This is a genomic window from Amycolatopsis sp. NPDC104775 (genome assembly GCF_055583325.1).
This window is the reverse complement of sequence record NZ_JBVJOE010000001.1, coordinates 1,794,797-1,817,385: the sequence shown is the minus strand read 5'-3', so window position 1 is coordinate 1,817,385 and position 22,589 is coordinate 1,794,797. Positions and strand designations below refer to the sequence as shown.

Here is a 22,589-nt window from a genome sequence, read left to right as displayed (position 1 = left end):
CGTGGGTGCTCGAGAGGTCGGCCTGCCGGAACGGGTCCCCGCGGGCGGGCTGCCGCCGCGGGTCGAGATCTGGGAGGTCGGGGCGCGCGACGGGCTGCAGAACGAAAGCTCGGTCGTGCCGGTCGAGGTCAAGCTCGAATTCCTGGACCGCCTCGCCGGCTCCGGGCTGACCACGCTCGAGGCGACCAGCTTCGTGCACCCGAAGTGGGTACCGCAGCTCGCCGACGCCGAACAGCTGCTCGCCGGGCTCGACCGCCACGACGGCGTCCGCTACCCGGTGCTGGTGCCGAACGACCGCGGCCTCAACCGCGCGCTCGACGCGGGCGTTGACCACATCGCGATCTTCGCCAGCGCTACCGAGACCTTCGCCCAGCGCAACCTGAACTCGACCTTCGACGACCAGTTCGGCATGTTCGAACCGGTCGTCACGCGGGCCCGCAAGGAGGGGCTCGAGGTCCGCGGCTACCTGTCGATGTGCTTCGGCGACCCGTGGGAGGGCGTGGTCGACGTGCAGCAGGTCGTGCGGGCGGGCAAGCGGCTGCTCGACTTCGGCTGCTCGCAGCTTTCGCTCGGCGACACCATCGGCGTCGCGACCACGAACCAGGTCACCCGGCTGATCGAGGCGTTCGGCGACACGTCGGCGCTGGCCGTGCACTTCCACGACACCTACGGCCAGGCGCTGGCCAACACCGAAGCCGCGCTGCGCGCCGGGGTGTCCACTGTGGACTCGTCGGCCGGCGGGCTCGGCGGCTGCCCGTACGCCGAGTCGGCGACCGGCAACCTGGCGACCGAGGATCTGGTCTGGCTGCTGGAAGGGCTCGGCGTGGAACACGGCGTCGACCTCGGCAAGCTCGTGGAGACCAGCGTGTGGATGGCCGGGCAGCTGGGCCGCCCGTCGCCTTCGCGGGTCGTGAACGCGCTTGCCGGATAACGCTCCCGAATTCGTCCCGCTCGACGCGGAGACCTGGCCGTTGTTCGAGCGGCTCTTCGGGCCGGGCGGGGTGCAGGGCGGCTGCTGGTGCTCGTTCTTCCGGCTCACCGGGCCGGACTACAAAGCAGCCGGTCGCGAGGGCCGCAAGGAACACGTTCGCGCTGAGGCTCAGGGCGGGAAACCGTTGGGGCTCTTGGCAATCGTCGACGGCGAACCGCTCGGCTGGGTGGCCGTGTCGCCGCGGAAGGACAATCCGCGGCTGGCGCGGTCGCGCGTGATGGCGTCCGATGAACCCGGCGTGGTCTGGTCGGTGACCTGCTTCTACATCCACCGGCGCGGCCGTCGGCGCGGGCTGGCGACGGCGTTGCTGCGGGCTGCCGTGGACTACGCGGCCGAGCAGGGCGCGGAGAGCGTCGAGGGGTATCCGGTGGAGGCCGGGACCCGGTCGTCTTCGGACCTCTACCACGGCACGATCGGCATGTTCGCCGACGCGGGGTTCGAGGTGGAAGAGAAGCGCGGCCTGGCCCGCGCGTTGGTGCGGCGGCGGATCACCGTCGCCCGATAAGGTGGGTTTCCCGCTCGCCCGGAACCTTCTGGTGCGGGGGAGCGTCCGATCCGGTGCCGGCACGACCGAGAAGAGGGTGCCAGTGTCCGACCAGCCCGAACCGGCAGACACCGACGTCGCTACCGGCCCGGTGCGCGTGCCCGCCCAGTACGGCGGGCTGCTTGAACGCGGCTTCGACGAGGTGCCCACCCCGCCCTCGGGGACCGGAGTGCTGCCCGCGCAAAGCCGTCCGCCGGTCGGTTCTCCGCGCACCGACCGGGAAAGCGTGCTGGCGTTGTTCGCGGTGCACATGTTCCCGCTCGGGCATTTGCCGGTGGCGGCGGACCGTCCGGACCGGCAGTTGCCGCTGCCCTCGGACGGGGCTGCTCGGCGTCCGCTGTTCGACCATCCGGAATCGGCGTTGCTGGACGACACCGCGGTGCTCGGGTACGTCAAGCAGGGCTTCCGTCGTTCGCCCGCGCCGCCGGTGGATCCGGAGCCGCCCGCGGCGGTCGTCGACGGCTATGTGCCGCCGGAGGGTCCTGAATGGGAGCGCCGGTTCGTAGTCGGCGCCGAGTACGTGTGGCCGCCCGCGGAGGGTTGCGTCGAAGAGCCGAATCCGGTGGTACTGCCGGAAAACACGTCGCTGGACCGCTTCGGCAGCGACCACGGCCGGGTGTTCGCGCCGGACGGCACGCCGTTCGCGAAGCGGGCTTTGCCGCCCGCCGCACTGCGTTCCGGCTACCGGCGCTACCGCGTGGCCAAGCCGATGCCGGTATGGCAGGCCACGTCGGCGGAATGGTTCGACGGACCGGGCGGCGGAATCCGCTACCGTGCGGTGCTTTCCGCGGACGAACTGGTCACGCTGGGATTCTTGGTCGACGTCACGCGGGAGGCACGATGAACGCCCACTCGATTCGGAAGTGGCTCGACGTCATCGGAGTGCCCGAGGAAGTCGTGTCGATCGGCCGCGAGGCGGACAACACGTGGTGCCTGCTGCCGACCTCGGACGGCGGCTGGGAAGTGTTCTGGCGCGAGCAGGGCAACCGCTACGACTGGGCCGCGTTCACCTCCGAGCAGGTCGCCTGCCACTACCTCTTCGGCAGGCTGACCTGGTCACAGGTGGCGCGCGGCGCGGTCGGCGTGCTGCCCGGCGCTCACTGACGGCGCAGAACAGCCAGCGCCTCGTCGTGCAGGAGGCCGTTCGTGGACAGCGCTGAGCCGCCCTCGTAGGTCTCCGCACCGGAAAGATCGGTGAACCGGCCGCCCGCCTCGGTGACGATCACCTGCGCGGCGGCGACGTCCCACGGGTTCACGACGCACTCGGCCGCGACATCCATCGCGCCCTCGGCGACAAGGCAGTGGCTCCAGAAATCGCCGAACGCGCGGGACTCCCAGCACGCCTCGGTGAGCGCGAGGTACTTCTCGCGGGAGTGGTACTCGGTCCAGCTGTTCAAGTCCGTCGTGGACAGATAGGCGTCGCCGAGCGTCGCCACCTTCGACACCGACATCCGTCGTTCGCCCGCCGCGTCGCGCAGGTGCGCGCCTTCGCCGCGAGCCGCCCACCAGCGCCGGCCCAGCAGCGGTGCGCTGATCATGCCGACCACCGGCGTGCCGTCCTCGACGAGAGCGATCAGCGTCGCCCAGACCGGGACGCCACGGAGGAAGTTCTTGGTCCCGTCGATCGGATCGATCACCCACGCCCGGCCCTGGCTGCCCGCGGAGCCGCCGCGTTCTTCGCCCGCGACCGTGTCGCCAGGCCGCTCGGCGGCGAGGATTTCGCGGATCGCGTCTTCGACCGCGGTGTCGGCGTCGGTCACCGGAGTGCGGTCCGGTTTCGCGGACACCGCGAGGTCGAGCGCACGGAAACGGGCAGTGGTCAGCGCGTCGGCGGCGTCCGCCAGCCGGGTGGCGAGAGCGAGGTCATCCGAGTAGGCAGGCACGGTCACGATGGTTTCACGCCCGTTCGCCGTAAGGTTGGCCAGGTGAGCATGGTCCTACTTGCCGAAGACGATCCGGCCATCGCCGAGCCGCTGTCCCGCGCGCTGCACCGGGAGGGGTACGAGATCGAGGTCGTCACCGACGGGCCGGCGGTGCTGGCCGCGACCGCCGCGCACCGGGTCGACCTGCTCGTGCTCGACCTCGGGCTGCCCGGGATGGACGGGCTGGAGGTGTGCCGCAGACTGCGCGCGAGCGGCACCGAACTGCCGGTGCTGATGCTCACCGCGCGCACCGACGAGGTCGATTTCGTCGTCGGCCTCGACGCGGGCGCGGACGATTACGTGGCCAAGCCGTTCCGGCTCGCCGAACTGCTCGCGCGGATCCGCGCGCTGTTGCGCCGCCGGGTGCCGGAGGTGCTGGAGGCAGGCGGCGTCCGGATGGACCTCGGCGCGCGACTGGTCACTGTGGACTCGCACGAGGTGCAGCTGGCGAACAAGGAGTTCGAACTGCTGCGCGTGCTGATGAGCCGGGCCGGGCAGGTCGTCAGCCGCGACGAGATCCTCGCCGAGGTGTGGAACGACCTCGAGTCCAAGACGTCGAAGACGCTCGACATGCACATGTCCTGGCTGCGCCGCAAACTCGCGGTCGCCGCCGACGAGGCGGCGGGCAGGCAGGCGAAACCGGCGCATTCCGACGCCGAACGGCGCATCGCGACCGTGCGCGGCGTCGGGTTCCGGTTCAATGTCGAGTAGCCGCCGATGAGCATGCGCCGCCGGATCCTGCTGGCGATCCTCCTCGCCGTGCTGGTCACCGCGGCCGTGCTGGGCATCCCGCTCGGCGTCACCGCGTGGCGGCTGGTGGAGAACCTCAACCGGGAAAGCCTGGCCGAACGCGCGCGCAACATCGCCGCGACAGTGGACACCCAGGTCGCGAACGGCCAGGAAATCGACCTGGAGCAATTCCGGGTCGGAGTTCCCGACGGCGGCATGCTGATCGTGCGCGCCGAGGGTTTCAGCGAAAAACACCTCGGCGCGAACCCCGGCCCCGACCCGGTGGTCGAATCGGTGCCGACCGCTCGCAGCGGCACGGTGCTGCTGGCGATCCCGAGCGGTCCGGTGCGCACGAAGCAGACGCAGGTGACGCTGCTGGTCGTGCTGCTGGTGGTGCTCTCGGTCGGCACCGGCACCGTGGTGGCGACCGTGACCGCGCGCCGTCTGGCGAAACCGCTCCGGCACGTCGCCGACCGAGCCTCCCGCCTCGGCGGCGGCGATTTCCGTCCCGATCCGAGCCGTTACCGCGTGGCCGAGCTGGACATGGTCGCGGAGGCCCTGGACACGTCGGGATCCGCCTTGGCGCAGCTCGTGCAGCGGGAACGGCAGCTGGTCGGGGATGTCTCGCACCAGCTGCGCAGCCGGTTGACCGCGCTGCAACTGCGATTGGAACCGCTGACTGGCCACGAGGACCCGGATGTCGCCGAGGAGTCCCGGGCAGCGCAGGAACAGGCGGACCGCCTCGCCCAGGCTTTGGATGAACTGCTGGCCGCCGCCCGAGCCGCACGCGAGGTAGACGCCGAGCCGGTGGATCTGCCGGTGACGCTGCCCGCTGTCGCGGAGGAATGGCGGCAGCTGCTGCGGGTCGAGGGCCGGAATTTGCGACTCAAGGTCGCGGACGGCTTGATGGTGCGCGTGACCCCAGCGCGGCTGCGCGAGGTGATCGGCGTGCTGCTGGACAACGCCCTCCGCCATGGCGCGGGAACGGTCACGCTGTCCGCCCGCCGCGGCGACGCGGAGGGAACCGTGGTGATCGAGGTCGCCGACACCGGCTCTGGGGTGCCCGATGACATCGCACCGCACATTTTCGAACGCGGTTTTTCCGGTGGCGGTTCGACCGGGGTGGGTTTGGCCCTGGCGCGCGCTCTGGTCGAGGCGGATGGCGGACGGCTGGAATTGTCGAATAAGCGTCCGGCGATTTTCAGCCTGTTTTTGAAGGTGCCGCGCCCGGACGAGGTGGGCGAAGTGCGATGGCCCGCCGAGCCGGTTCCTCGCTGAGAATCTGGACGGCTTCCGCCAGGTCAGCAGCGACGCGGTGCGGCGGTTGACCAGGCGGCCACGTGCGGTGGTGGCTGATCCAGAGCGTGCGCAGTCCGGCGTTGTGCCCGCCTGCGATGTCGAGGCTCGGGCTGTCGCCGATGACCCAATCGTCGGGCGTCAGCGTGGTTCCGCAGTTTTGCGCGGCGAGATGGAAGATGCGTGGATCGGGTTTGCGCAGACCGACGGTGTCGGAAATGCAGTAGCCGTCAACTGCTTTGGCGAGGCCGGTGCGGTGGAGCTTCGCCAGCTGGTTGTCCTGCATTCCATTGGTGACAATGCCGATTCGCCATCCGGCGGCGCGCAGGGCGTCGAGCCCTTCCAACGCGTGCGGGTAAAGCTGCACCAGCTGCGGGATCCTCGCGCGGTAGCTCGCCCACAACTGCCCCGCTGACTCGGCCAAGCCGAACTTCTGCCGGACTTCGGCGAAAAACCGGACCATCGGCCCTTCGCGCCGCGCGGCGATCAGCCAATCCGCCGCGTCACCGGGAAGGCGGTACTGCGTAGCGAATTCCCTGGCCCAGCGGGAAAACGCACCGCTGAGATCGGTCAGCGTGTCGTCCAGATCGAACAGCGCCAGCCGCGTCACCGGGGAAGCCGGGTCACCCCGTCCTTCCGCCGTTCCCCCAGCTCGTCCGGGAACACCCACTTCTTGAACCCCCAGAACCGGAACACCATCGCCAGCAGCATGCCGATGATCGACCCGCTCGCGAAGTCCGCGACCTCCTGCACGAACCGCGACACGTGCGGCACTTCCAGGTGCAGCCAGTAGCGCGAGATCAGCAGCGGAATGAGGTTCACCACCACCGCGACCCCGCTGATCAGGAAGAACAGCGTCGCCTCGTGGGCGCGTTCCCGGCCGCCGCGGGTGCGGAACGACCATTCGCGGTTGAGCACGTACGACACGATCGTCGCGACGATGATCGCGATCGCCTTCGCCGTGGTCGGTTTCGACTCCAGCACGCTGAGCTTCAGCAGGTACCAGACGCCGTTGTCGACCAGGAAGGTCGTGCCGCCCACGATCGCGAACTTCAGCAGCTCCCGGTGCCGCACGAGCACGGAGCGCAATGGCTCGGGCGTGCGGGCGAGCACGGTTTCGACGACGGTCACGTAACGCAGTCTAGAGAATTCGAGGTCACGCCAGGTCTCAGGCGGCCTTACGGTCCGGAATATCCGGATTGTCATTCCGCGCTGATTCCGGCCGGGCGCCCTCCGTGGGGAACACCCACTTTTTGAACGCCCACCAGCGGAACAGCGTCCCCAGCAGGGTGCCGAGAATCATCCCGCTGACGAAGTCGGCGACCTCCTGCCCGACCAGGCTCACGTGCGGCGCCTGCAGTTGCAGCACGTAGCGCGAAACCCACTGCGGCAACGCGTTCAGCCCGAGCGCGACCCCGCTGATCAGGAAGAACAACGTCGCCTCGTGGGCGCGTTCCCGGCCACCACGAGTGCGGAACGCCCATTCGCGGTTCGCGACGTAGGAAAAGATCGTGGCGATCAGCACACCGACGATCAGCGCCGTGACCGGATGGGTCCGCAGCACGGTGAATTTCAGGCCGTAGGTGATCGTCATCGTGATGACGAAGCTCGTGCCGCCGACCAGGGCGAAACGGGCCAGCTCACGGTGCTTCGCCAGGAGTTCGCGCACCTCGCGGACGCTACTCCGTGAACCAGCCGAAGAACCCCCGGGGTTCGACCGACGGCGGACGTTTGCCGTGGTTACCGGGATTGCCCGGCTTGCCGTTCGAACCAGGGTTCGGCGGCGCGCTCGTGGTCGCGGCCGGGCTGCTCGACGTCGGGTCCGAGGTCTCTTCGTCATCGGAGGACGGCGTGCTCGGCGGGGTGACGCTGGGCTTGTGGTGCTTCGACGAACTCGGCGCGTGGCTCTTCGAGGTCGTGGTCGGCGAGGTCGGCGGCAGTGGAACCGACGTGGTCGACAGCGGCCCGATCGTCGGGTCGTGGCACATGTTCCACCAGCAGCCGAGCGGCACCGACACCGGTGCGGCCGAGGCGCTGCCCAGCGACGCGTTGACGGTGATTGTGAGCGGGCCGTCGAACGGCTTGCGGTCCACCTCCACCAAGAGGTACGCCATCTCGCCCGGAGCGAGCGGTTTGGCACTGGTGCAGCTCGTGCTCGTCTCGCTGGTTGAGCAGTTGAACTTTTTCAAGCCGAGCTGCCAGGTGGTGCCGTGGTCGAAGGTGATCGTGACGGGCTTCGTGCTCTGTCCGGTGTTCCGCACGTTGGCCCTGAGGTCAGGATGGAACCAAAGGCCGAGCTTGTCGACCGACAGCGACAGCGCGTCCTTCGGAGGATTGACCTTCACCTGGACATTGACTTCGACCTTCACCGAAACACCCGCGGTGACCGTTCCCGTCACCGCGCCGCCCGTCGCGTTCTCGTCCGCCTCCAGCCGGAACATCAGCACAGCCGACTGGCCCGGCTGCAAACCGCTGCCGGTCTTGCACGTGACTGTGCCCGTGCCGCCCGGGCACGCGACCTGCATCGGCCCGGACTGCGCGGCCGCTTCGCTGGAGTACGTGCCGACCGCGCCGCCGCCGTTCGCCTGCACGGCCCGTACGCCTTGCGGCAGGTTCAGCGTCGCCTGGACCGGATCGGACACCGCGTTTCCGTTGTTGCGCACCGTGATCGGCAAGGCGACCGGCTTCCCGCCCGGCTGGAGGACGACCCCGCCCGGCGGCATGACCGCGGACAGGTCCGGCTTCGGAGCGGGAGGCGGATTGGGGGCGGGCGGCTGCGCCGGCGGAGCCGCCGGAGGTGCGGCGGGCGGCGGCACAGCGGGGGGTGCGGGCTGGGCAGGCGGCGGTGCCGGGGGAGCGGGCGGTGCGGCCGGAGGAGCTTGGGGAGCGGGCGGCGGCGCAGGTGCGGCCGGGGCGGCCGGAGGCGCGGGTGCCTGCTGAGCAGCCGGGATGGTCTGCGTCCCACCGCCAGCGGCCAGCGCGACCGCGACGGCGGCCACCATCGCCGCCCCGGACAAGGCGACCCCGGCGAACTGACGAGGCGCGGAAGCAGCGGCTGCCGCACCCGCCTTGGCCCCGCCTGCCGCGGCGGCTCCCGCACTGACGGCGGCGGCACCGGCAGTGGCCGCGCTCGCCTTGGCCGCGCCGATCGTGGCGAGGTAGCCGAGTGCGGCACCACCGAGAACGATCGGGGCGATGATCGCGCGCAGGCTGCCGTTGACGTCGGCCAATTCGGCCGCCAGCACCCGGCACTTTTCGCATTCGTCGAGGTGGTTCTCCACCTGGGAACGCTCGCGTTTGGACAGTCCGTCGCGCGTCCAGGCCCCGAGCCGGTCGGCCGTCGCCCGGCAGCGGTCCGCACTGGTTTCCTGCAGGTGGACCTGCAGATACGCCTGGCGAAGCCCTTCCCGGGCGCGGTACGCGAGCGCGGAGACGCCGTTCGCGGTCAGCCCGAGCAGTGGCGCGACCTCGGCCGGGCTCTGCTGCTCGATCTCGGTGTGCCACAGCACCGCCTGCCAGCGTTCCGGCAGCCGCGCGAACGCTTTCGCGGCCATCGTGCGCTCGAGGCCCGCGACGGCGGTGTCGGAAAACGGCACGGTGAGCGCCTCGCCGGCAGCGCCGCCGACGTCGGTCATGTCCTCGTTGAGATCGATCCGGCGGTCGCGGCGCGTCTTGTCATACGCAGTGTGGCGCAGCGCGGTAAGCAGATACGCACGGAAGGCGCTGTCCGGGCCCTTCCCGCCACGCAGCGTGTCCAAAACCTTCGAAAACGCCTCCGACACGAGGTCGTCGGCCTCCGAACTGGACCGCGCGAGCTGGCGGGCGAGGTTGTGCGCGGCCCCGCTGTGCCGCTCGTAGAGCGGACCGTAGGACGCGATCTTTCCCGCGCGCACCTCTGCGATCAGCTCGGCGTCGCTCTTACCGGAGAGATCGGCGGGAACGGTGGACACGGGGCTCCTTCAAGGCTGCGCGCGCGGCGGACTCCACGCGCCTTACTCGCTACAACGCACACCAAGTGTGACGGATGCGGCGACACTCGTCACGCCGTGGTCCGGCACATGCCTCGGTAGGCGCAGCGGTTTCACCTTCTCGTCTGGGGATTAAGCGAAAAAGATCGGGGGAAAACGCGTCACGAGCGCGCTCCCCGCGCGTCCCCTCCGTGATTGGGGACAAGATCGACAGGGACCGGAAGGAGCTGGGGGTTCGGTGGACGTACCGGCGACCGGGGCGCGGTTCGGCTCCGCAGGCGACTCGTCGGGGGACGAGACGCGTGCGCGGTTCGAGCGGGACCGCCATTTGCGGGCATTGCGAGCTCGCTGGCGAACAGCCAGTCTCGCGGCCGGCTGGCGTTTCCCGAGCGATTGGGCACTGCCCGAAGTCGACGCGGTGTGCGCGGCGGTGGTCCGGCACGGCTCGACGGGCGCGGAAAACGCGCTGGCCGGACTGGGCCGGGCGCGGGCAGCGGCCGGGGCGGGCCTGTCGGAAACGCTCTCCGACCTGGCCGCTCTGCACGCGGTGCTCGCCGACCCGGATGCGGTCGACGGATTCGTCGCGCCGGATGTCGACGCAACTCCGGCACGGCTGCTTCGCTTGACCGCACTGGCCTGGGCAGACGTCGCCACCGACCAGCTCGTGCACACCGAGGTCACCGACCCGCTCACCGGCCTGCCGTCCGCGGCGTACCTGCGAACCCGGCTCGCCGAGATCTACCGCGGCGGTGCCAGCGAAGCGAACGTGCTGCTCACCGTGTCGCTGGACCTGACGTCGGTCTCCGGTTGGCCCCGGCTGACCGCGATGATCCTCGCCGCGGACGCCGTCCGGGCCGTCTTCGACACCGGCGAGTGCTACGCGACGATCGGCCCGTCCGCGGTCGCGGTGCTGGCCGAACGCGACGAACGCCTGGCCACGCGCGGAGTCGCGCTGCGCAGGGCGCTCAACGAACGCCTATCCGTGGACCCACAGCTGCGCGACGTCGCCCGTCCGCTCGTCTCGGCCGTGCGGTTGCCCGGGACGCACGACCGCGCGTGCGAGCTGCTGACGGAATTGGCGCACAGCTGAGCCCCGGTCACCCTTCCTGACCAGCATTCCCGCACTCGTGCTTTCCTGGTGTGGTGACCAGGACCGTACCCTCCGCTTCCGACAGCGAAGCTCCGGTGAATCGATCCGGGCAGCCCCGGCTGGCTCTCCGCCGATCTCTGGCACGGCTGTCCGTGCGCCCGCGGTCGATGCTGATCTTCGCCGTTTTCCCGGTGCTGGCGATCGCGATCGGGTTCTGGGGCTGGACGCACGACTGGAACCTCGGCGTGGACAGCGCGGTCTACCGGGCGGGCGCGCTGCAACTGCTGCGCGGGGACAACCTCTACGACGCGAACACCCTGCCCACCGAACCGGGCTGGGCCCTGCTGCCGTTCACCTACCCGCCGACCGCGGCCTTGTTGTTCGCGCCGCTCGCGCTAGTGCCAGTGCAGGTGGCCTGGGGTTTCCTGACCGTGGTCTCGCTCGGCGCACTCGCGCTGTCGATCCGCATCGCGATCGGCGCCCTGCCCCGCCCGGCCGCCGACGGCCCCCGCTGGTGGGCCTCGCCCGCCCGGTCGACGATCGTGTTCTTCCTGGTCTTCCTCGGTTTCGAACCGGTGTGGCGGACGATCTTCCTCGGCCAGATCAACCTGATCCTGATGGCGATGGTCCTGCTGGACCTGCTCGTGATCTGCGCGCGCGGCAGCCGCTGGGGCGGAGTGCTGGTGGGCCTCGCCGCGGCGGTCAAACTGACCCCGATCGTGTTCATCGGCCATCTGCTGGTGACCGGCCGCTGGAAAGACGCCCTGCGCGGCCTGGCGACTTTTGTCGGGATGCAGGCGCTGCTATTCCTGATCAACCCGCACGATTCGTGGAAATACTGGACCAAAACGCTCCCCGACACCGGCCGCATCGGCCCCGTGCACTGGGCGGGCAACCAGTCGCTGAACGCACTGATGAACCGCGCCACGGACCTCGCCCCCTGGGCCTCCAGCGCGGCGACCGCAATCGGTCTCGTCCTGGCCATTCCGGCACTGTGGCTGATGTTCCGCTTCCACCGGCGCGGACAGGCGCTGGCCGCACTGCTCGTCACGGCGTTCTGGATTCTGCTGATCTCGCCGATTTCCTGGTCGCACCACTGGGTCTGGGTCGCGCCGCTGGTCGTGCTGCTGGTGTCCAGGTTGCCGAAAACCACTCCCGCGACCGCCTGGAAACGGTGGCTGGGCACGTTCCTGGTGGCGTTCGTGTTCGTCAGTTGCGTGTTGCTGATCTTGCCGAATGGGCGGAATGTCGAGCTGCATTGGAAGGTGTGGCAGAACATTCTCGGCGACGCGTACATCCTGACGCCGGTGGTGCTGGCCGTCGCACTGGCGGCGCGGTGGGGGTTGCAACGGCGGGCTCGCAACCGGGCGGAGCCGGAGCCTTCCTAGCCTCTCTTTTTAGCTGGCCAGAGGGCTTTTTGCGGTTTTTGTCGGTGGCGGCGGTTACTGTCTGGATCGCGGTGGTTACGCGGCCGTCCGGAGCCTCGGCTCGCGGGCGGGCACGGCCATCGTTCTGATCCGGTGCGTGATGCGGGCAGATCAACCGAATAGTGTGCTTTGTCAGTCCGCTGAACCGCCGTAGAAGTCGCCCAGCGCGGTGCGGGTGTACTGGATCAGCAATTCGGCGTGCGCGAAGTCGTCCGGAAGACATTCGCGAGCCGCGGCGAGCAACTCGTCGAACCGATACGGCGGTGTGACGGCCTGGGCGAGCGGGTGCCGTTCGCGGAGCTGCTTCATCAGCTCGGCGAGGTAAATCACGGCCGAGTGGGAGTCGGTGGTCCAGAGCCAGGCGAGCACGTCGCCGAATCCCTGGGGAAAGGCCAGCGGCCGGGGTGCGCCGGTGAGCATCCCGGTGGCCACCCCGGGGAGACTCGCTTGGCGGAGAGCGTGCAGAACCGGCCGCGGGAGGGTGACAGAGTCCATCCGGCCATTCTCCTGCCGGGGGCGGTTTGGGGTGGGGTTTGGCTTCCCGGGGTGTTGGCTGCTGGGTGGTCGAGGTGCCGTTGGATGGCTGTCCCCAGTCCGATTCGCCCGGTGCGCGGCCCGGCCGGTTCGCTGGGGGTGCCCGGACCCGACCGGTTCTCCGGGGCGCTCCGCTTGGCCGGTCCCTGGCGTCGGGTTCGTCCGGGCGTGGCCGGTTCCCGAGGTCGGTCCGTGGATCCCAGTCGTTCGGCGATCTCGCCCCGGCCAGTGCCCGCCTTTGCCTCGGGCGTTCGCTGGGTGCGTCCAGGCTCGGCCTGGTTCTCGGCACCGGGTTCGTCCGGGCGTGGTCCTTTCCCGATGTCAGTCTGCGGATCCCGGTCGTTCGGCCATCTCGCCGCCGATCACCGCCCGCCTTCGCCCGGGCGTTCGTTGGTGTGCCCTGGCCCGGCCGGTTCTCCGGGTCGCCCTGGCTCGGCCGGTCCCTGGCGTCGGGTTCGCCCGGGCACGGTCGTTCCCGATGTCAGTCCGTGCATCCCAGCCGTTCGGCCATCTCGCCTCGACCAGCGCCCGCCTTTGCCGGGCGTTCGCTGGGTGTGCCCTGGCCCGGCCGGTTCCCCAGGTCGCCCGGCTCGGCTGGCTCCCCGCACCAGGTTCGCCCGGTTCCCGAGCCCAGCGCGTGAACCCCAGCCGTCCGGCCATCCCCCGCCAACCACCCGCCTCCGCCGCAGGTCGCCGGTGGTCCGCCAGTTCTCGCCCAGTAACCTGGGCGGCGTTATGGACAAACGAACCGGTCTTCCCATCGTCGGCATGGTGGGCGGCGGGCAGCTCGCCCGCATGACGCAGCAGGCGGCGATTTCCCTCGGCCAGTCGTTGAAGGTGCTGGCGGCCGACGAGGGCGACGCGGCGGCCCTCGTAGCCAGCGACGTCGTCATCGGCCACCACACCGACCTCGACGCACTGATCGACTTCGCGCGGCAGGTCGACGTGGTCACCTTCGACCACGAGCACGTGCCCGGCGAGCACCTGCTCACCCTCGCCACCGAGGGCTTCGTCGTCCGCCCCGCGCCCACCGCGCTCGGGTTCGCGCAGAACAAGCTCGTCATGCGCGAGATGATGGCCGGGCTCGGCGTGCCCGGTCCCGCGTTCGCCGAAGTGTCCAAAGTGGACGACGTGGTGGCGTTCGGCGGCGAGCACGGCTGGCCGGTGGTGCTGAAGGCGTCGCGCGGCGGGTACGACGGCCGGGGTGTCTGGATGCTCGACACCGCGCAGCAGGCCCGCGAGACCGTGCCCGAACTTCTCGAAGCCGGCACCGAACTGCTGGTCGAGGAAAAGGTCGCGATGAAGCGCGAGCTGTCCGCGCTGGTCGCGCGCTCCCCGTTCGGCCAGGGCGCGGCGTACCCCGTCGTCGAGACCGTGCAGACGAACGGCATCAACACCGAGGTCCTCGCTCCGGCTCCGGGGCTGGCCGAGTCGCGGGTGCACGAGGCGCAGGAGCTGGCGCTGCGCATCGCGTCGACGCTCGACGTCACCGGCCTGCTCGCGGTCGAGCTGTTCGAGACCGAGTCCGGTCTGCTGGTCAACGAGCTGGCGATGCGCCCGCACAACTCCGGTCACTGGACCATGGACGGCTCGCGCACGTCGCAGTTCGAACAGCATTTGCGCGGCGTCCTGGACTACCCCCTCGGCCGCACCGACCTGATCGCCCCGGCGTGCGTGATGGCGAACGTGCTCGGCGCGGACGTCTCGCCGCAGATGGGCCCGGACGAGCGCGTGCACCATCTGTTCGCGCGATTCCCCGAGGTGAAGATCCACCTCTACGGCAAGCAGGACCGGCCCGGCCGCAAGCTCGGGCACGTCAACTTCATCGGCGACCGCATGGACGACCTGCGCAACCGCGCGCTGCTGTCCGCGCACTGGCTGTCCCACGCCGTCTGGCTCGACGGCTACGAGATCCACTGAAAGGGAACACAATGGCGCCGCAGGTGGGCGTGATCATGGGCAGCGACTCCGACTGGCCGGTGATGGAGGCCGCGGGGCAAGCGCTGGACGAGTTCGGCGTCGAGTACGAGGTCGGCGTGTATTCGGCGCACCGTACCCCGCAGCGGATGCTTGACTACGCGAAGTCCGCGGCGGACCGGGGCATCCGCACGATCATCGCGGGCGCGGGCGGTGCCGCGCACCTGCCGGGCATGGTCGCGTCGGCGACGGTGCTGCCGGTGATCGGGGTGCCGGTTCCGTTGAAGTACCTGGACGGCATGGACTCGCTGCTGTCGATCGTGCAGATGCCCGCCGGCATCCCGGTTGCCACGGTCTCCGTCGGCGGGGCGCGCAACGCCGGTCTTCTCGCGGTCCGCATGCTCGCCGCGGCTGACCTGCAGCTCCAGGCGAAGCTGACGCAGTTCCAGGAAGACCTGGAGCAGCTGGTGCTCGACAAGGACGCCAAACTCCGCGAAAAAGCAGGCAAATAGGTCGGGCGCGTGGATGCCGCTCTCGCACCGGCATCCGCGCACACCGCTGGCTCAAGCCGGGTCGGGCAGCTGCTTCCGCAGTTCGCGTTTGAGCACCTTGCCCGCCGCCGACACCGGGATCTCGGCCACGAAATGCAGTTCTCGCAGGCGTTTGTACGGCAGCACCTTCTCGTTCACCGCCGCCATCAGCTGCTCGGCGTCCACTGAGGAATCCGGCTCGCGCACCACGAACGCCACCGGCAGTTCACCGACCTCCGGGCTCGGCCTGCCGACCACCGCCGCGGACAGCACGCCCGGCGAGGCGCTGAGCAGTTCCTCCAGTTCGCGCGGAAAGACGTTGTATCCCTTGTACAGCAGCATGTCTTTCTTGCGATCCACAATGGACAGATAGCCGTCGGCGTCGAGCACGCCGATGTCGCCGGTGTGCAGCCATCCGCCGACGAGTGCGGCAGCGGTTTCTTCCGGACGGTTCCGGTACCCGCGCATCACCTGCGGCCCGCGCAAGCACACCTCGCCCTCTTGCCCGGGCGGCACCGGCTCCTCGCTGCCGTCCGCGACGAGCTTGACCTCGGTGTCGAAGATCGGCCTGCCGACCGACCCGACTTTGCGGACGCCGGACCGGTAACTCGGAGAGATCACCGCACCCATCGTCACCTCGGTGAGCCCGTACCCTTCGGCGATCACGGCGTCCGGGAATCGCTGCCGCAGCGCGCGGATCATTTCGTGGCTCATCGGTGCCGCACCGGAGCCGATGTTGCGCACCGAGGACAGGTCGGCGGTGTGGAACTCAGGCGTCGCCAGCAGCGCAGCGAACAGAGCGGGAGCTCCACCGATCAGCGTGACCCGCAAGCGCTCAGCGTCAGCGACGTAGGCAGCCGGATCGAACCGGGCGTGCAGCACGGTCGTCCCACCGCCCAGCAGCGGACCGTTGAGCCCCGCGATCACGCCCATCGCGTGGAACCACGGCATCAGGTTGATCGCGGTGCCGGTGCCAAGGCGGGTCGGCCATTCGTCCGGGCTGCCGATCTGGTCGATCGTCAGGTCGCCGTTGGCGTCGAGCGCCGGTATCGAGCCGGTCGACCAGCAGGTGTGCTGCAGCGTGTTCGTGACGACGTTGCGGTGCGTGAGCTCGACGCCCTTGGACCGTCCTGTCGTGCCGCCCGTGTAGGAGAGATGAGCGAGATCGCGGTCCACGTCGATCGTCACGTCCGGCCTGGTCGCGGGCTGGTCAGCGAAAAACTCGCGGAACTCCACGCTCCTCTCGCCGAGCTCGCCGGCAGGCGAGACGACGATCGTGAGCCGCGCCGGAATCCGGTCGGCGACCGCTGCGAGCGCGCCCGCGACCGGTCCGAACGTCACCACGGCGGTGGCCCCGCAGTCGGTGAGCTGGAAGGCGAGGTCGTCCGGCGGAAGCAGCGGGTTCGTCGGGCTGAACGTCGCCCCCGCCAGCAGAATGCCGTGGTAGGCGATCGGATACGCGAGACAGTTCGGCAGATGCACGGCGACCACGTCGCCCCGGCCGATGCCGCGGGCAAGCAACGCCTGCGCGAACCGGCACGCCGCCTGCCAGGTCTGGGCGAACGTGAGCTGGTCGTCGCCCATCGCGAACGCGACCCGGTCGCCGTAGCGCGTCGCGGCACCGGCGAGCAGCGAACCGATCGGCACCTCGGGGTAGTCGAGGGAAGCGGGCAATCCGGGCGGCGGGGTCGATGCTGTGGGAGCCATCACGTGACCATACGAACGGTGAGGCCGAGGACACAAGCAGCGAGCCGCCGCGCTGGGAGTGAACGCGGGCTAACATCGGGGGACTTTCTCCCGTTTCGCTGCAGAAGAGGTGACTGAAGGTGGCCGAGGGCCTGTATCAGCTGGCCGAGGAGCACGAGGAACTGCGGGCCGCGGTCCGGGCTCTAGCCGAAAAGGAGATCGCGCCGTACGCGGCCGAGGTCGACGAGCAGGAGCGCTACCCGGTCGAGGCCAACGAAGCGCTCGTCAAGGCAGGGTTCAACGCCGTCCACATCGGCGAGGAGTACGACGGCCAGGGCGCCGACGCCATCGGCGCGTGCATCGTGATCGAAGAGGTAGCCCGCGTCGACGCATCCGCGTCCCTGATCCCGGCGGTCAACAAGCTGGGCACGCAGCCGATCGTCCTGTCCGGTTCGGAAGACTTGAAGAAGCTGGTCCTGCCGTCGATCGCCTCGGGCGACGCATCGGCGTCGTACGCACTGTCGGAGCGCGAAGCCGGCTCGGACACCGCGTCCATGCGCACGCGCGCCCGCCTCGACGGCGACCACTGGGTCCTCAACGGCACCAAATGCTGGATCACCAACGCCGGCGAATCGTCGTGGTACACGGTGATGGCCGTGACCGATCCGAACGCGGAAAAGAAAGCCAACGGCATTTCCGCTTTCGTCGTGCACAAGGACGACCCGGGTTTCTCGGTAGGCCCGAAGGAAAAGAAACTGGGCATCAAGGGCTCCCCGACCCGTGAAATCTACTTCGAAAACTGCACCATCCCCGCCGATCGCATCATCGGCGAACCGGGCACCGGCCTGAAAACCGCCCTGCGCACCCTGGACCACACCCGCCCGACCATTGGCGCACAAGCACTGGGAATCGCCCAGGGCGCCCTGGACGCAGCCATCGCGTACGTCAAGGAACGCAAGCAGTTCGGCAAGGCAATCGCAGATTTCCAAGGAATCCAGTTCATGCTGGCTGACATGGGAACGAAAATCGAAGCCGCCCGCCACTTGGTGTACGCCTCCGCCGCGGCCTCCGAGCGCGGAGACAAGCGCGCCAGCTTCACCGCGTCGGCAGCCAAGGCATACGCGTCCGACGTGGCAATGTCAGTGACGACAGATGCCGTGCAACTGTTCGGCGGGGCGGGCTACACGCGCGACTTCCCGGTGGAACGGATGATGCGCGACGCGAAGATTACCCAGATTTATGAAGGCACGAACCAGATCCAGAAGGTCGTCATGGCCCGGGCTTTGCTAAAGGGCTGAGTCTTCGCTGGCTTGGCTTAAGAGCCCCACTGCCCGGATCGGGTGGTGGGGCTCCTTTTTATGCTCGAACTAGCCGTGTCCGGGGGCCGCGATTTGGCTTCGGTTGAGTCGAGGACGTGGAGGGCCTGACGGTTCGAGTCTCTGGAGGCGTCACGGTTCGCGCTGCTCGGCAGGTGCGCGTTGGAGTGAGTTTGGCTGATTCCGCCACCCCGCTGTGAGCAGTTGGTTACAGTGACGGCCGGAGGGGTCTCGGGACTGGTTGCCTGGTCGAGAGACGGTGCGGGGTGCACGGGAGGGACGGGCGTGGCTGAGAACGAACCGGGGAAAGCCCTGGAAACAGCAGGTTGGCTGACCGGATTGCCGATCACGGTGGTGGGCACGGCGATGAACGTGGCCAAGGGGGTGTCGGACGCCGCTGCCGTGGCATCTGCCGTGAAGTCGGGGGCCGGGTTCACGCTGAGTCCTGATGAAGCGCGCTCCCTGCTCGAGCGGGCGAAGCGACTTCGCGACAACCTGGCAATGATGCGACCGAAAACGGTGTCCTTGACGCAGCTCACGCCACCGGCGCAAGACCCGGGCAGCATGGGGTTCAACCAGCAGGTGGTCAAGACCTTCGCGGATGGCAAGGACGCGAACGACAATATGCATAAGTACATGGTGGAACTCATTGATCGCCTGGAAAAGGCGTTGGGCATTGTCAGTGAGTCGGATAGTCAAGCGGCGGGAGATATGAAGGCTGTAGGACACGACGGCCAGGGCGGGGGGCTCGCGGTATGAAGACTCGAGTGCTTCTTGTGTCCGCGGGCGTGGTCGCGGTGATCGCTTCGGCCACGGCGTGCTCTGGTGGTTCGACGCCAAAACCCACTCCCGGTTCGGCTAGTGCTTCCGTGCCTACGTCAGCGGCCGGGAAAACTCTGCCGTACGCGGGCGCTCCCAAGGTAGAGAATCCGCTGCCCGCGTCAGTGTTGTCGGGGCACCCCTGCGATGGCGCGCTCACTCCTGACCAGGTGGGCAAGATTCTGGTGCAGAAGCCGCAAGGAAAGCACGACGACGAGCCTTCGCTTGGCCCGCAATGCCACTGGCTCAATAGCGATGCCGGGGCAGTCGCTACGGTCTTGTACGTCACAAAAGTATCAGACGGTCTGAGCGCGGTTTACGCGAATTCGAAGCCGCAGTCCACGTTGTGGCGTGAGCTCCCGTCTATCCAGGGATTTCCCGCAGTTGCCCACTCTAATTTGAGCAAGGATACGGCGAAGGAATTCTGTCAGGTCAGTGTCGGAATCAGCGACCAGCATGACGTTGATGTCTCGGTTACCCTCGGCAAGTCGAAAGTGGGCGGGCCGGACCCATGCGACGTCACTGCTCAGGTGGCGGACATGGTCGTCACTAACTTGAAGCAGAAGGCCGGTGCGTGACCGATGGGTTTCTTCGATTTCATCGGAGAAGGCGCGAAGTGGATCGGCGACCGGATCGATGACGCGGACAACTGGGTCAATGATCGGCTTAAGGACGCCGGGGGTTGGTTCTCCGACTTCTACCACGGCAATCTTGGCGATCAGGCGGTGCCAGCGCCGGTAATCGTGCAGCAGGTGCAGGAGGGGCCGGGTACCTCGTCGTGGGACAGCGGTAGTGCGACCGTGCGGGACGTGACCCAGGAACACAACCAGAACAGCGACGACGCGCAGCAGATCACCACCATGCTGGAATCCGTCTGGACTGGCGATGGTGCGGACGCGGCGCGGGCTCGGCTCAGGCCGTTGTCGGACGCGTCGTCCACTTCCGCGCAGGCTTATGTGGTCAATGGGCAAAAGCTGGTCGACACCACGCACGGCTACAACGACATGAAGATCGCGTTGCAGGCCATGCCTCCGGTCCCTCCGCACAAAAATCTCTGGGATCAGGGGACTCCGTGGGACACCGATACCGAGAAGCAGATCAACGAGTACAACGCAGCCGCCAATCACAACGTCGAGCGGTATCAGAAGTACGCTGATCAGGCCAAGACCAACGGTCAAGGGCTGAGTAGCAATTACGGCCAGGTTTCCGCGTTCGATGGGCAGAATCTCAAGATCGATTCTGGTGGCGATCACTCCAAAGGCAAGACCGGGTCGCATGAGAGGGCTTATCGCGGGCCGGGGCAGGAAACTGGTGGGCCGGGGAGTGGGCCTGGGGCCAGCGGAGGGTTGGGGAACGGCCCGGGGACCAGCGGATGGTCGGGGGGAAGTGGGCCGGGCGTTGGTGGGCCTGGAGCGTTTCACCCGGGGAGCGGCGGGAGCAGCGGGAGTACCGGGAGCAGCGGTAACGGCTCAGTGCCGCCAGGCGGAGTGGTGCCGGGGTATCACCCGGGAGACAGTGACCGGACGTCGACGGCTGGGTGGACTCCGCCGTCGGTTGATCGGGTGGGCGGGACGGAGTGGACTCCGTCGACCTCCTTCGGGACTGGGGGCGGGAGTAGCAACAGCAGCAGCGGTTGGACACCGGCTGGGTTTGGGCCGCTGGGTGGCGGCGGGAGTGAAGCTGGGATCGGCGCGGGGCGCAGTGGTGGGAGTGAAGCTGGAACCGGCGCGGGGCGCGGTGGCGGGATTGCGGCGCGGCTAGGCGGCGGATCAGGCGGAGCACCAGGCGCGGGAACCGGCGCGGGTGAGGAAGCTGCGGCCCGCGGGGCGGCAGGTGCGGCGGGGAAGGGTGCGGCCGGAGCCAAGGGAAGCCCGGGGATGGGCGGGATGGCCGGCGGCGGCAAGGGTAAAGGCGAGGAAGACAAAGAACACCAGCGCAAGTACGGAATCGACGACGACTCGGCCTTCTCCCTGGTCGACGAGAACGGCGAGCGCGCCCTCGACCCCCGCACCGGGTTGCCTCCGACGCCTCCGACGATTGGTGGTTGAGGGGCTCGATGACGATCATCGACAGGCCGTTGCGCATGCCGCGGCCGGTGTTCTTGGCGCTTTGGCACGAGGAAAATCTGGGGAAAGCACCGGTAGTCGTCGAAGACACTCCGATGTACTTGACCGAGGAAGGCGCGGCCGAGCGGGCGAAGCGGACGCGGGAGCTGCTCAGGGAGCTTGGCGACACGGCGGAGGCGTTGCGCGCGACGCTCAAGCTGCTCGCCACCGCGCGGCATGAGGTCTACGGGTGGACTGATTTCGGCACCCATCAGGAAGACAACGGGGCGATTCTCGTCGCGGCGACCAAACCAGACGCCGTCCGGCTGATCACTGACGCCGAGTTCGTTCAGCTCGACCCGGTGTCGCCGGACGAGCTCGCGGCTTGTTTGGTCATGGCGATGCCGGAGTGTCCTCCGGCGGCGATCCGGGCGATGCAGATCAGCCGGGAGTACTACGACAACGGCGGGGCGGATCCGCTGGCCGAGGAAGGCGGCGAGGCGGATGAGTTGCGGTATCTGATGCGGGCGCCGCGGGACGCGGTGCATCAGTTGCATGCCGCGGTCCGGGACGAGCGCGGCAATCGCCGGTACAGCTCGCCGTTGTCGGTGATCGATCTCAGCGGGCGGGGGCGGATGGTGAGCTTCCAGACCACCCGCGGCGGGGAGGCGCGGATCAGTGTCCACCCGGGAAACCGGGCCTCCTTGATCGATGCGGTGAACCGAAAACTCGTCAGTTTGCGATAAAAACAAATAACCGCGTTTCCCTTTCTCGTGTTCCGCGTTAACCAAGGCGTCGGGTTCACAGAGAGGTGAAACGGAATGGGCGTACGCGCGTTCGGACGGGGCATGGTCCTCCTGGCGGCGACGGTGGTCGCGCTTGGCGGCGGCACGGCGGTGGCCGCGACCGGGAAAGACCCGAGTGGTCCGGTGCAGCCGAACATCATCGCCGCGGCGATCTACTCAGCTGGGCAGCCGACGATCGCGCCGCCGGGGGCCAACGACTGGAACTGCAAACCCTCCGCGGAGCATCCGAATCCGGTGCTGCTGTCCAACGGCACCACGGCCAACGCGTACGAGAACTGGGCGAATCTGTCCCAGCGGCTCGCCGACGAGGGGTACTGCGTGTTCGCGGGGAACTTCGGCGGGTCGCCGGGGGCGTTCCTGCAGACGGTCGGGCCGGTGGCGGGGACGGCAGGGCAGCTCGCGACTTTCGGGGACAAGATTCTCCAGGCCACCGGAGCCTCGAAGCTTGACGTGGTCGGGCATTCGCAGGGCGGGATGAACCCGCGCTACTGGATCAGGTATCTCGGCGGCGCGAGCAAGATCGGCAAGCTGATCGGGCTGTCTCCGTCCAATTACGGCACCAACCTGTTCGGGTTGCTCACCGCGATCCAGGCGATTCCGCCTGCCCGGGATCTCGTCGGCGCGGCCTGTGCGGCTTGCAACGAACAGTCCACGGGGTCCGCGTTCCTCACCGACCTCAACGCGGGCGGCGACACCGTTCCGGGGGTCGACTACACGGTCATCCAGACCCGGTATGACGACGTTGTCACCCCGTATACCAACGCCTTCCTCAAGCCCGCGCCCAACGTGAAAAACCTCGTCCTCCAGGACGTCTGCGGGCTCGACTACACCGACCACCTCGGCATCACCTACGACCCGATCGCACAGCGCGAGGTGCTCAACGCCCTCGACCCGGAGCACGCGAAAAAGCCCAACTGCCTGTTCGTGCCCCCGGTGATCAGCTGAGATACCCCCGCCGCGGGGTATAAA

Annotated in this window: 23 protein-coding genes; 16 read left to right on the top strand and 7 right to left on the bottom strand. The window is 68.6% G+C overall.

Annotated features, from left to right (window positions below; genetic code table 11):
* Position 1: 1 nt before the first annotated feature.
* The 4 genes from ACZ63D_RS08075 (at position 2) to ACZ63D_RS08060 (ending at position 2,639) form a co-directional block, all read left to right on the top strand.
* Positions 2-931: a hydroxymethylglutaryl-CoA lyase gene (locus ACZ63D_RS08075; protein ID WP_465353529.1), complete on the top strand. Its 930-nt coding sequence runs from the start codon at positions 2-4 to the stop codon at positions 929-931.
* Entirely contained in the window at positions 921-1,496 is a 576-nt protein-coding gene (locus ACZ63D_RS08070) for a GNAT family N-acetyltransferase (protein ID WP_465353528.1), read from the top strand. The genes ACZ63D_RS08075 and ACZ63D_RS08070 overlap by 11 nt, the downstream gene beginning before the upstream one ends.
* An 82-nt stretch (positions 1,497-1,578) precedes the next feature.
* Complete coding sequence (locus ACZ63D_RS08065; RefSeq protein ID WP_465353527.1) at positions 1,579-2,379, top strand: TNT domain-containing protein; 801 nt, start codon at positions 1,579-1,581, stop codon at positions 2,377-2,379.
* On the top strand, positions 2,376-2,639 hold the full coding sequence (locus tag ACZ63D_RS08060; protein ID WP_465353526.1) for a hypothetical protein: 264 nt from the start codon (positions 2,376-2,378) through the stop codon (positions 2,637-2,639). The genes ACZ63D_RS08065 and ACZ63D_RS08060 overlap by 4 nt, the downstream gene beginning before the upstream one ends.
* On the opposite strand, the gene hisN is transcribed toward ACZ63D_RS08060, so the two are convergent.
* Entirely contained in the window at positions 2,633-3,424 is a 792-nt protein-coding gene (gene hisN, locus ACZ63D_RS08055) for a histidinol-phosphatase (protein WP_465353525.1), read from the bottom strand. The genes ACZ63D_RS08060 and hisN overlap by 7 nt on opposite strands.
* Positions 3,425-3,466: 42 nt before the next feature.
* Here hisN and ACZ63D_RS08050 point away from each other — a divergent pair, with 42 nt between their 5' ends.
* Complete coding sequence (locus ACZ63D_RS08050) at positions 3,467-4,168, top strand: response regulator transcription factor (RefSeq protein ID WP_009072764.1); 702 nt, start codon at positions 3,467-3,469, stop codon at positions 4,166-4,168.
* 12 nt (positions 4,169-4,180) lie between these two features.
* Positions 4,181-5,464 carry an ATP-binding protein gene (locus ACZ63D_RS08045; RefSeq protein ID WP_465353726.1) on the top strand — a complete coding sequence of 428 codons (1,284 nt, stop codon included), beginning with the start codon at positions 4,181-4,183 and terminating at the stop codon, positions 5,462-5,464.
* Here the strand turns inward: ACZ63D_RS08045 and ACZ63D_RS08040 are convergent.
* Genes ACZ63D_RS08040 through ACZ63D_RS08025 form a run of 4 tightly spaced genes read right to left on the bottom strand, consistent with a single transcriptional unit; the run spans position 5,388 to position 9,432 of the window.
* Positions 5,388-6,092, bottom strand: a complete 705-nt coding sequence (locus tag ACZ63D_RS08040; protein ID WP_465353524.1) for an HAD family hydrolase — start codon at positions 6,090-6,092, stop codon at positions 5,388-5,390. The two genes, ACZ63D_RS08045 and ACZ63D_RS08040, sit on opposite strands and share 77 nt — an antisense overlap.
* Positions 6,089-6,613, bottom strand: coding sequence for a GtrA family protein (locus tag ACZ63D_RS08035; RefSeq protein ID WP_182894448.1), 525 nt, complete (start codon positions 6,611-6,613; stop codon positions 6,089-6,091). The genes ACZ63D_RS08040 and ACZ63D_RS08035 overlap by 4 nt, the downstream gene beginning before the upstream one ends.
* Positions 6,614-6,650: 37 nt before the next feature.
* Positions 6,651-7,151: a GtrA family protein gene (locus tag ACZ63D_RS08030; RefSeq protein ID WP_465353523.1), complete on the bottom strand. Its 501-nt coding sequence runs from the start codon at positions 7,149-7,151 to the stop codon at positions 6,651-6,653.
* Between the two features lie 10 nt (positions 7,152-7,161).
* Complete coding sequence (locus tag ACZ63D_RS08025; protein ID WP_465353522.1) at positions 7,162-9,432, bottom strand: sigma-70 family RNA polymerase sigma factor; 2,271 nt, start codon at positions 9,430-9,432, stop codon at positions 7,162-7,164.
* 256 nt (positions 9,433-9,688) lie between these two features.
* Between ACZ63D_RS08025 and ACZ63D_RS08020 the strand changes: the two genes are divergently transcribed.
* Positions 9,689-10,540 carry a GGDEF domain-containing protein gene (locus ACZ63D_RS08020; RefSeq protein ID WP_465353521.1) on the top strand — a complete coding sequence of 284 codons (852 nt, stop codon included), beginning with the start codon at positions 9,689-9,691 and terminating at the stop codon, positions 10,538-10,540.
* A 53-nt stretch (positions 10,541-10,593) separates the two neighbouring features.
* Entirely contained in the window at positions 10,594-11,928 is a 1,335-nt protein-coding gene (locus tag ACZ63D_RS08015) for a glycosyltransferase 87 family protein (protein ID WP_465353520.1), read from the top strand.
* Between the two features lie 171 nt (positions 11,929-12,099).
* Here ACZ63D_RS08015 and ACZ63D_RS08010 read toward each other — a convergent pair whose 3' ends face one another.
* Complete coding sequence (locus ACZ63D_RS08010; RefSeq protein ID WP_465353519.1) at positions 12,100-12,462, bottom strand: hypothetical protein; 363 nt, start codon at positions 12,460-12,462, stop codon at positions 12,100-12,102.
* A gap of 774 nt (positions 12,463-13,236) precedes the next feature.
* Between ACZ63D_RS08010 and ACZ63D_RS08005 the strand changes: the two genes are divergently transcribed.
* Together ACZ63D_RS08005 and purE are read left to right on the top strand one after the other, a co-directional pair.
* Positions 13,237-14,421, top strand: coding sequence for a 5-(carboxyamino)imidazole ribonucleotide synthase (locus ACZ63D_RS08005; protein WP_465353518.1), 1,185 nt, complete (start codon positions 13,237-13,239; stop codon positions 14,419-14,421).
* 11 nt (positions 14,422-14,432) lie between these two features.
* Positions 14,433-14,930: a 5-(carboxyamino)imidazole ribonucleotide mutase gene (gene purE / locus ACZ63D_RS08000; RefSeq protein WP_465353517.1), complete on the top strand. Its 498-nt coding sequence runs from the start codon at positions 14,433-14,435 to the stop codon at positions 14,928-14,930.
* A 51-nt stretch (positions 14,931-14,981) separates the two neighbouring features.
* Here purE and ACZ63D_RS07995 read toward each other — a convergent pair whose 3' ends face one another.
* Positions 14,982-16,655: a class I adenylate-forming enzyme family protein gene (locus ACZ63D_RS07995; protein ID WP_465353516.1), complete on the bottom strand. Its 1,674-nt coding sequence runs from the start codon at positions 16,653-16,655 to the stop codon at positions 14,982-14,984.
* A 119-nt stretch (positions 16,656-16,774) separates the two neighbouring features.
* On the opposite strand from ACZ63D_RS07995, the gene ACZ63D_RS07990 reads away from it, so the two are divergent.
* The 6 genes from ACZ63D_RS07990 to ACZ63D_RS07965 all read left to right on the top strand — a co-directional run bounded on the left by ACZ63D_RS07990 (position 16,775) and on the right by ACZ63D_RS07965 (position 22,565).
* On the top strand, positions 16,775-17,932 hold the full coding sequence (locus tag ACZ63D_RS07990; RefSeq protein WP_465353515.1) for an acyl-CoA dehydrogenase family protein: 1,158 nt from the start codon (positions 16,775-16,777) through the stop codon (positions 17,930-17,932).
* A 303-nt stretch (positions 17,933-18,235) separates the two neighbouring features.
* Positions 18,236-18,709 (top strand): hypothetical protein, encoded by a 474-nt coding sequence (locus tag ACZ63D_RS07985; protein ID WP_465353514.1) that lies wholly within the window; start codon positions 18,236-18,238, stop codon positions 18,707-18,709.
* The gene (locus tag ACZ63D_RS07980; RefSeq protein WP_465353513.1) at positions 18,706-19,347 is read left to right on the top strand and encodes a DUF3558 domain-containing protein; all 642 of its coding nucleotides are present in this window, start codon (positions 18,706-18,708) and stop codon (positions 19,345-19,347) included. The genes ACZ63D_RS07985 and ACZ63D_RS07980 overlap by 4 nt, the downstream gene beginning before the upstream one ends.
* Before the next feature lie 3 nt (positions 19,348-19,350).
* Positions 19,351-20,817 (top strand): hypothetical protein, encoded by a 1,467-nt coding sequence (locus ACZ63D_RS07975; RefSeq protein ID WP_465353512.1) that lies wholly within the window; start codon positions 19,351-19,353, stop codon positions 20,815-20,817.
* 8 nt (positions 20,818-20,825) lie between these two features.
* Positions 20,826-21,560 carry an ESX secretion-associated protein EspG gene (locus ACZ63D_RS07970; protein ID WP_465353511.1) on the top strand — a complete coding sequence of 245 codons (735 nt, stop codon included), beginning with the start codon at positions 20,826-20,828 and terminating at the stop codon, positions 21,558-21,560.
* Positions 21,561-21,635: 75 nt separating this feature from the next.
* Positions 21,636-22,565, top strand: a complete 930-nt coding sequence (locus tag ACZ63D_RS07965) for an esterase/lipase family protein (protein WP_465353510.1) — start codon at positions 21,636-21,638, stop codon at positions 22,563-22,565.
* Positions 22,566-22,589 lie beyond the last annotated feature (24 nt).

Excerpts from the sequence above, each read along its gene's own strand:
- ACZ63D_RS08005 (WP_465353518.1), top strand. The coding sequence starts at position 13,237 with ATGGACAAACGAACCGGTCTTCCCATCGTCGGCATGGTGGGCGGCGGG.
- ACZ63D_RS07995 (WP_465353516.1), bottom strand. The coding sequence starts at position 16,655 with ATGGCTCCCACAGCATCGACCCCGCCGCCCGGATTGCCCGCTTCCCTC.
- ACZ63D_RS08010 (WP_465353519.1), bottom strand. The coding sequence starts at position 12,462 with ATGGACTCTGTCACCCTCCCGCGGCCGGTTCTGCACGCTCTCCGCCAA.
- ACZ63D_RS07980 (WP_465353513.1), top strand. The coding sequence starts at position 18,706 with ATGAAGACTCGAGTGCTTCTTGTGTCCGCGGGCGTGGTCGCGGTGATC.
- ACZ63D_RS08050 (WP_009072764.1), top strand. The coding sequence starts at position 3,467 with ATGGTCCTACTTGCCGAAGACGATCCGGCCATCGCCGAGCCGCTGTCC.
- ACZ63D_RS07970 (WP_465353511.1), top strand. The coding sequence starts at position 20,826 with ATGACGATCATCGACAGGCCGTTGCGCATGCCGCGGCCGGTGTTCTTG.
- ACZ63D_RS08045 (WP_465353726.1), top strand. The coding sequence starts at position 4,181 with ATGCGCCGCCGGATCCTGCTGGCGATCCTCCTCGCCGTGCTGGTCACC.
- ACZ63D_RS07975 (WP_465353512.1), top strand. The coding sequence starts at position 19,351 with ATGGGTTTCTTCGATTTCATCGGAGAAGGCGCGAAGTGGATCGGCGAC.
- ACZ63D_RS07965 (WP_465353510.1), top strand. The coding sequence starts at position 21,636 with ATGGGCGTACGCGCGTTCGGACGGGGCATGGTCCTCCTGGCGGCGACG.
- ACZ63D_RS08060 (WP_465353526.1), top strand. The coding sequence starts at position 2,376 with ATGAACGCCCACTCGATTCGGAAGTGGCTCGACGTCATCGGAGTGCCC.
- purE (WP_465353517.1), top strand. The coding sequence starts at position 14,433 with ATGGCGCCGCAGGTGGGCGTGATCATGGGCAGCGACTCCGACTGGCCG.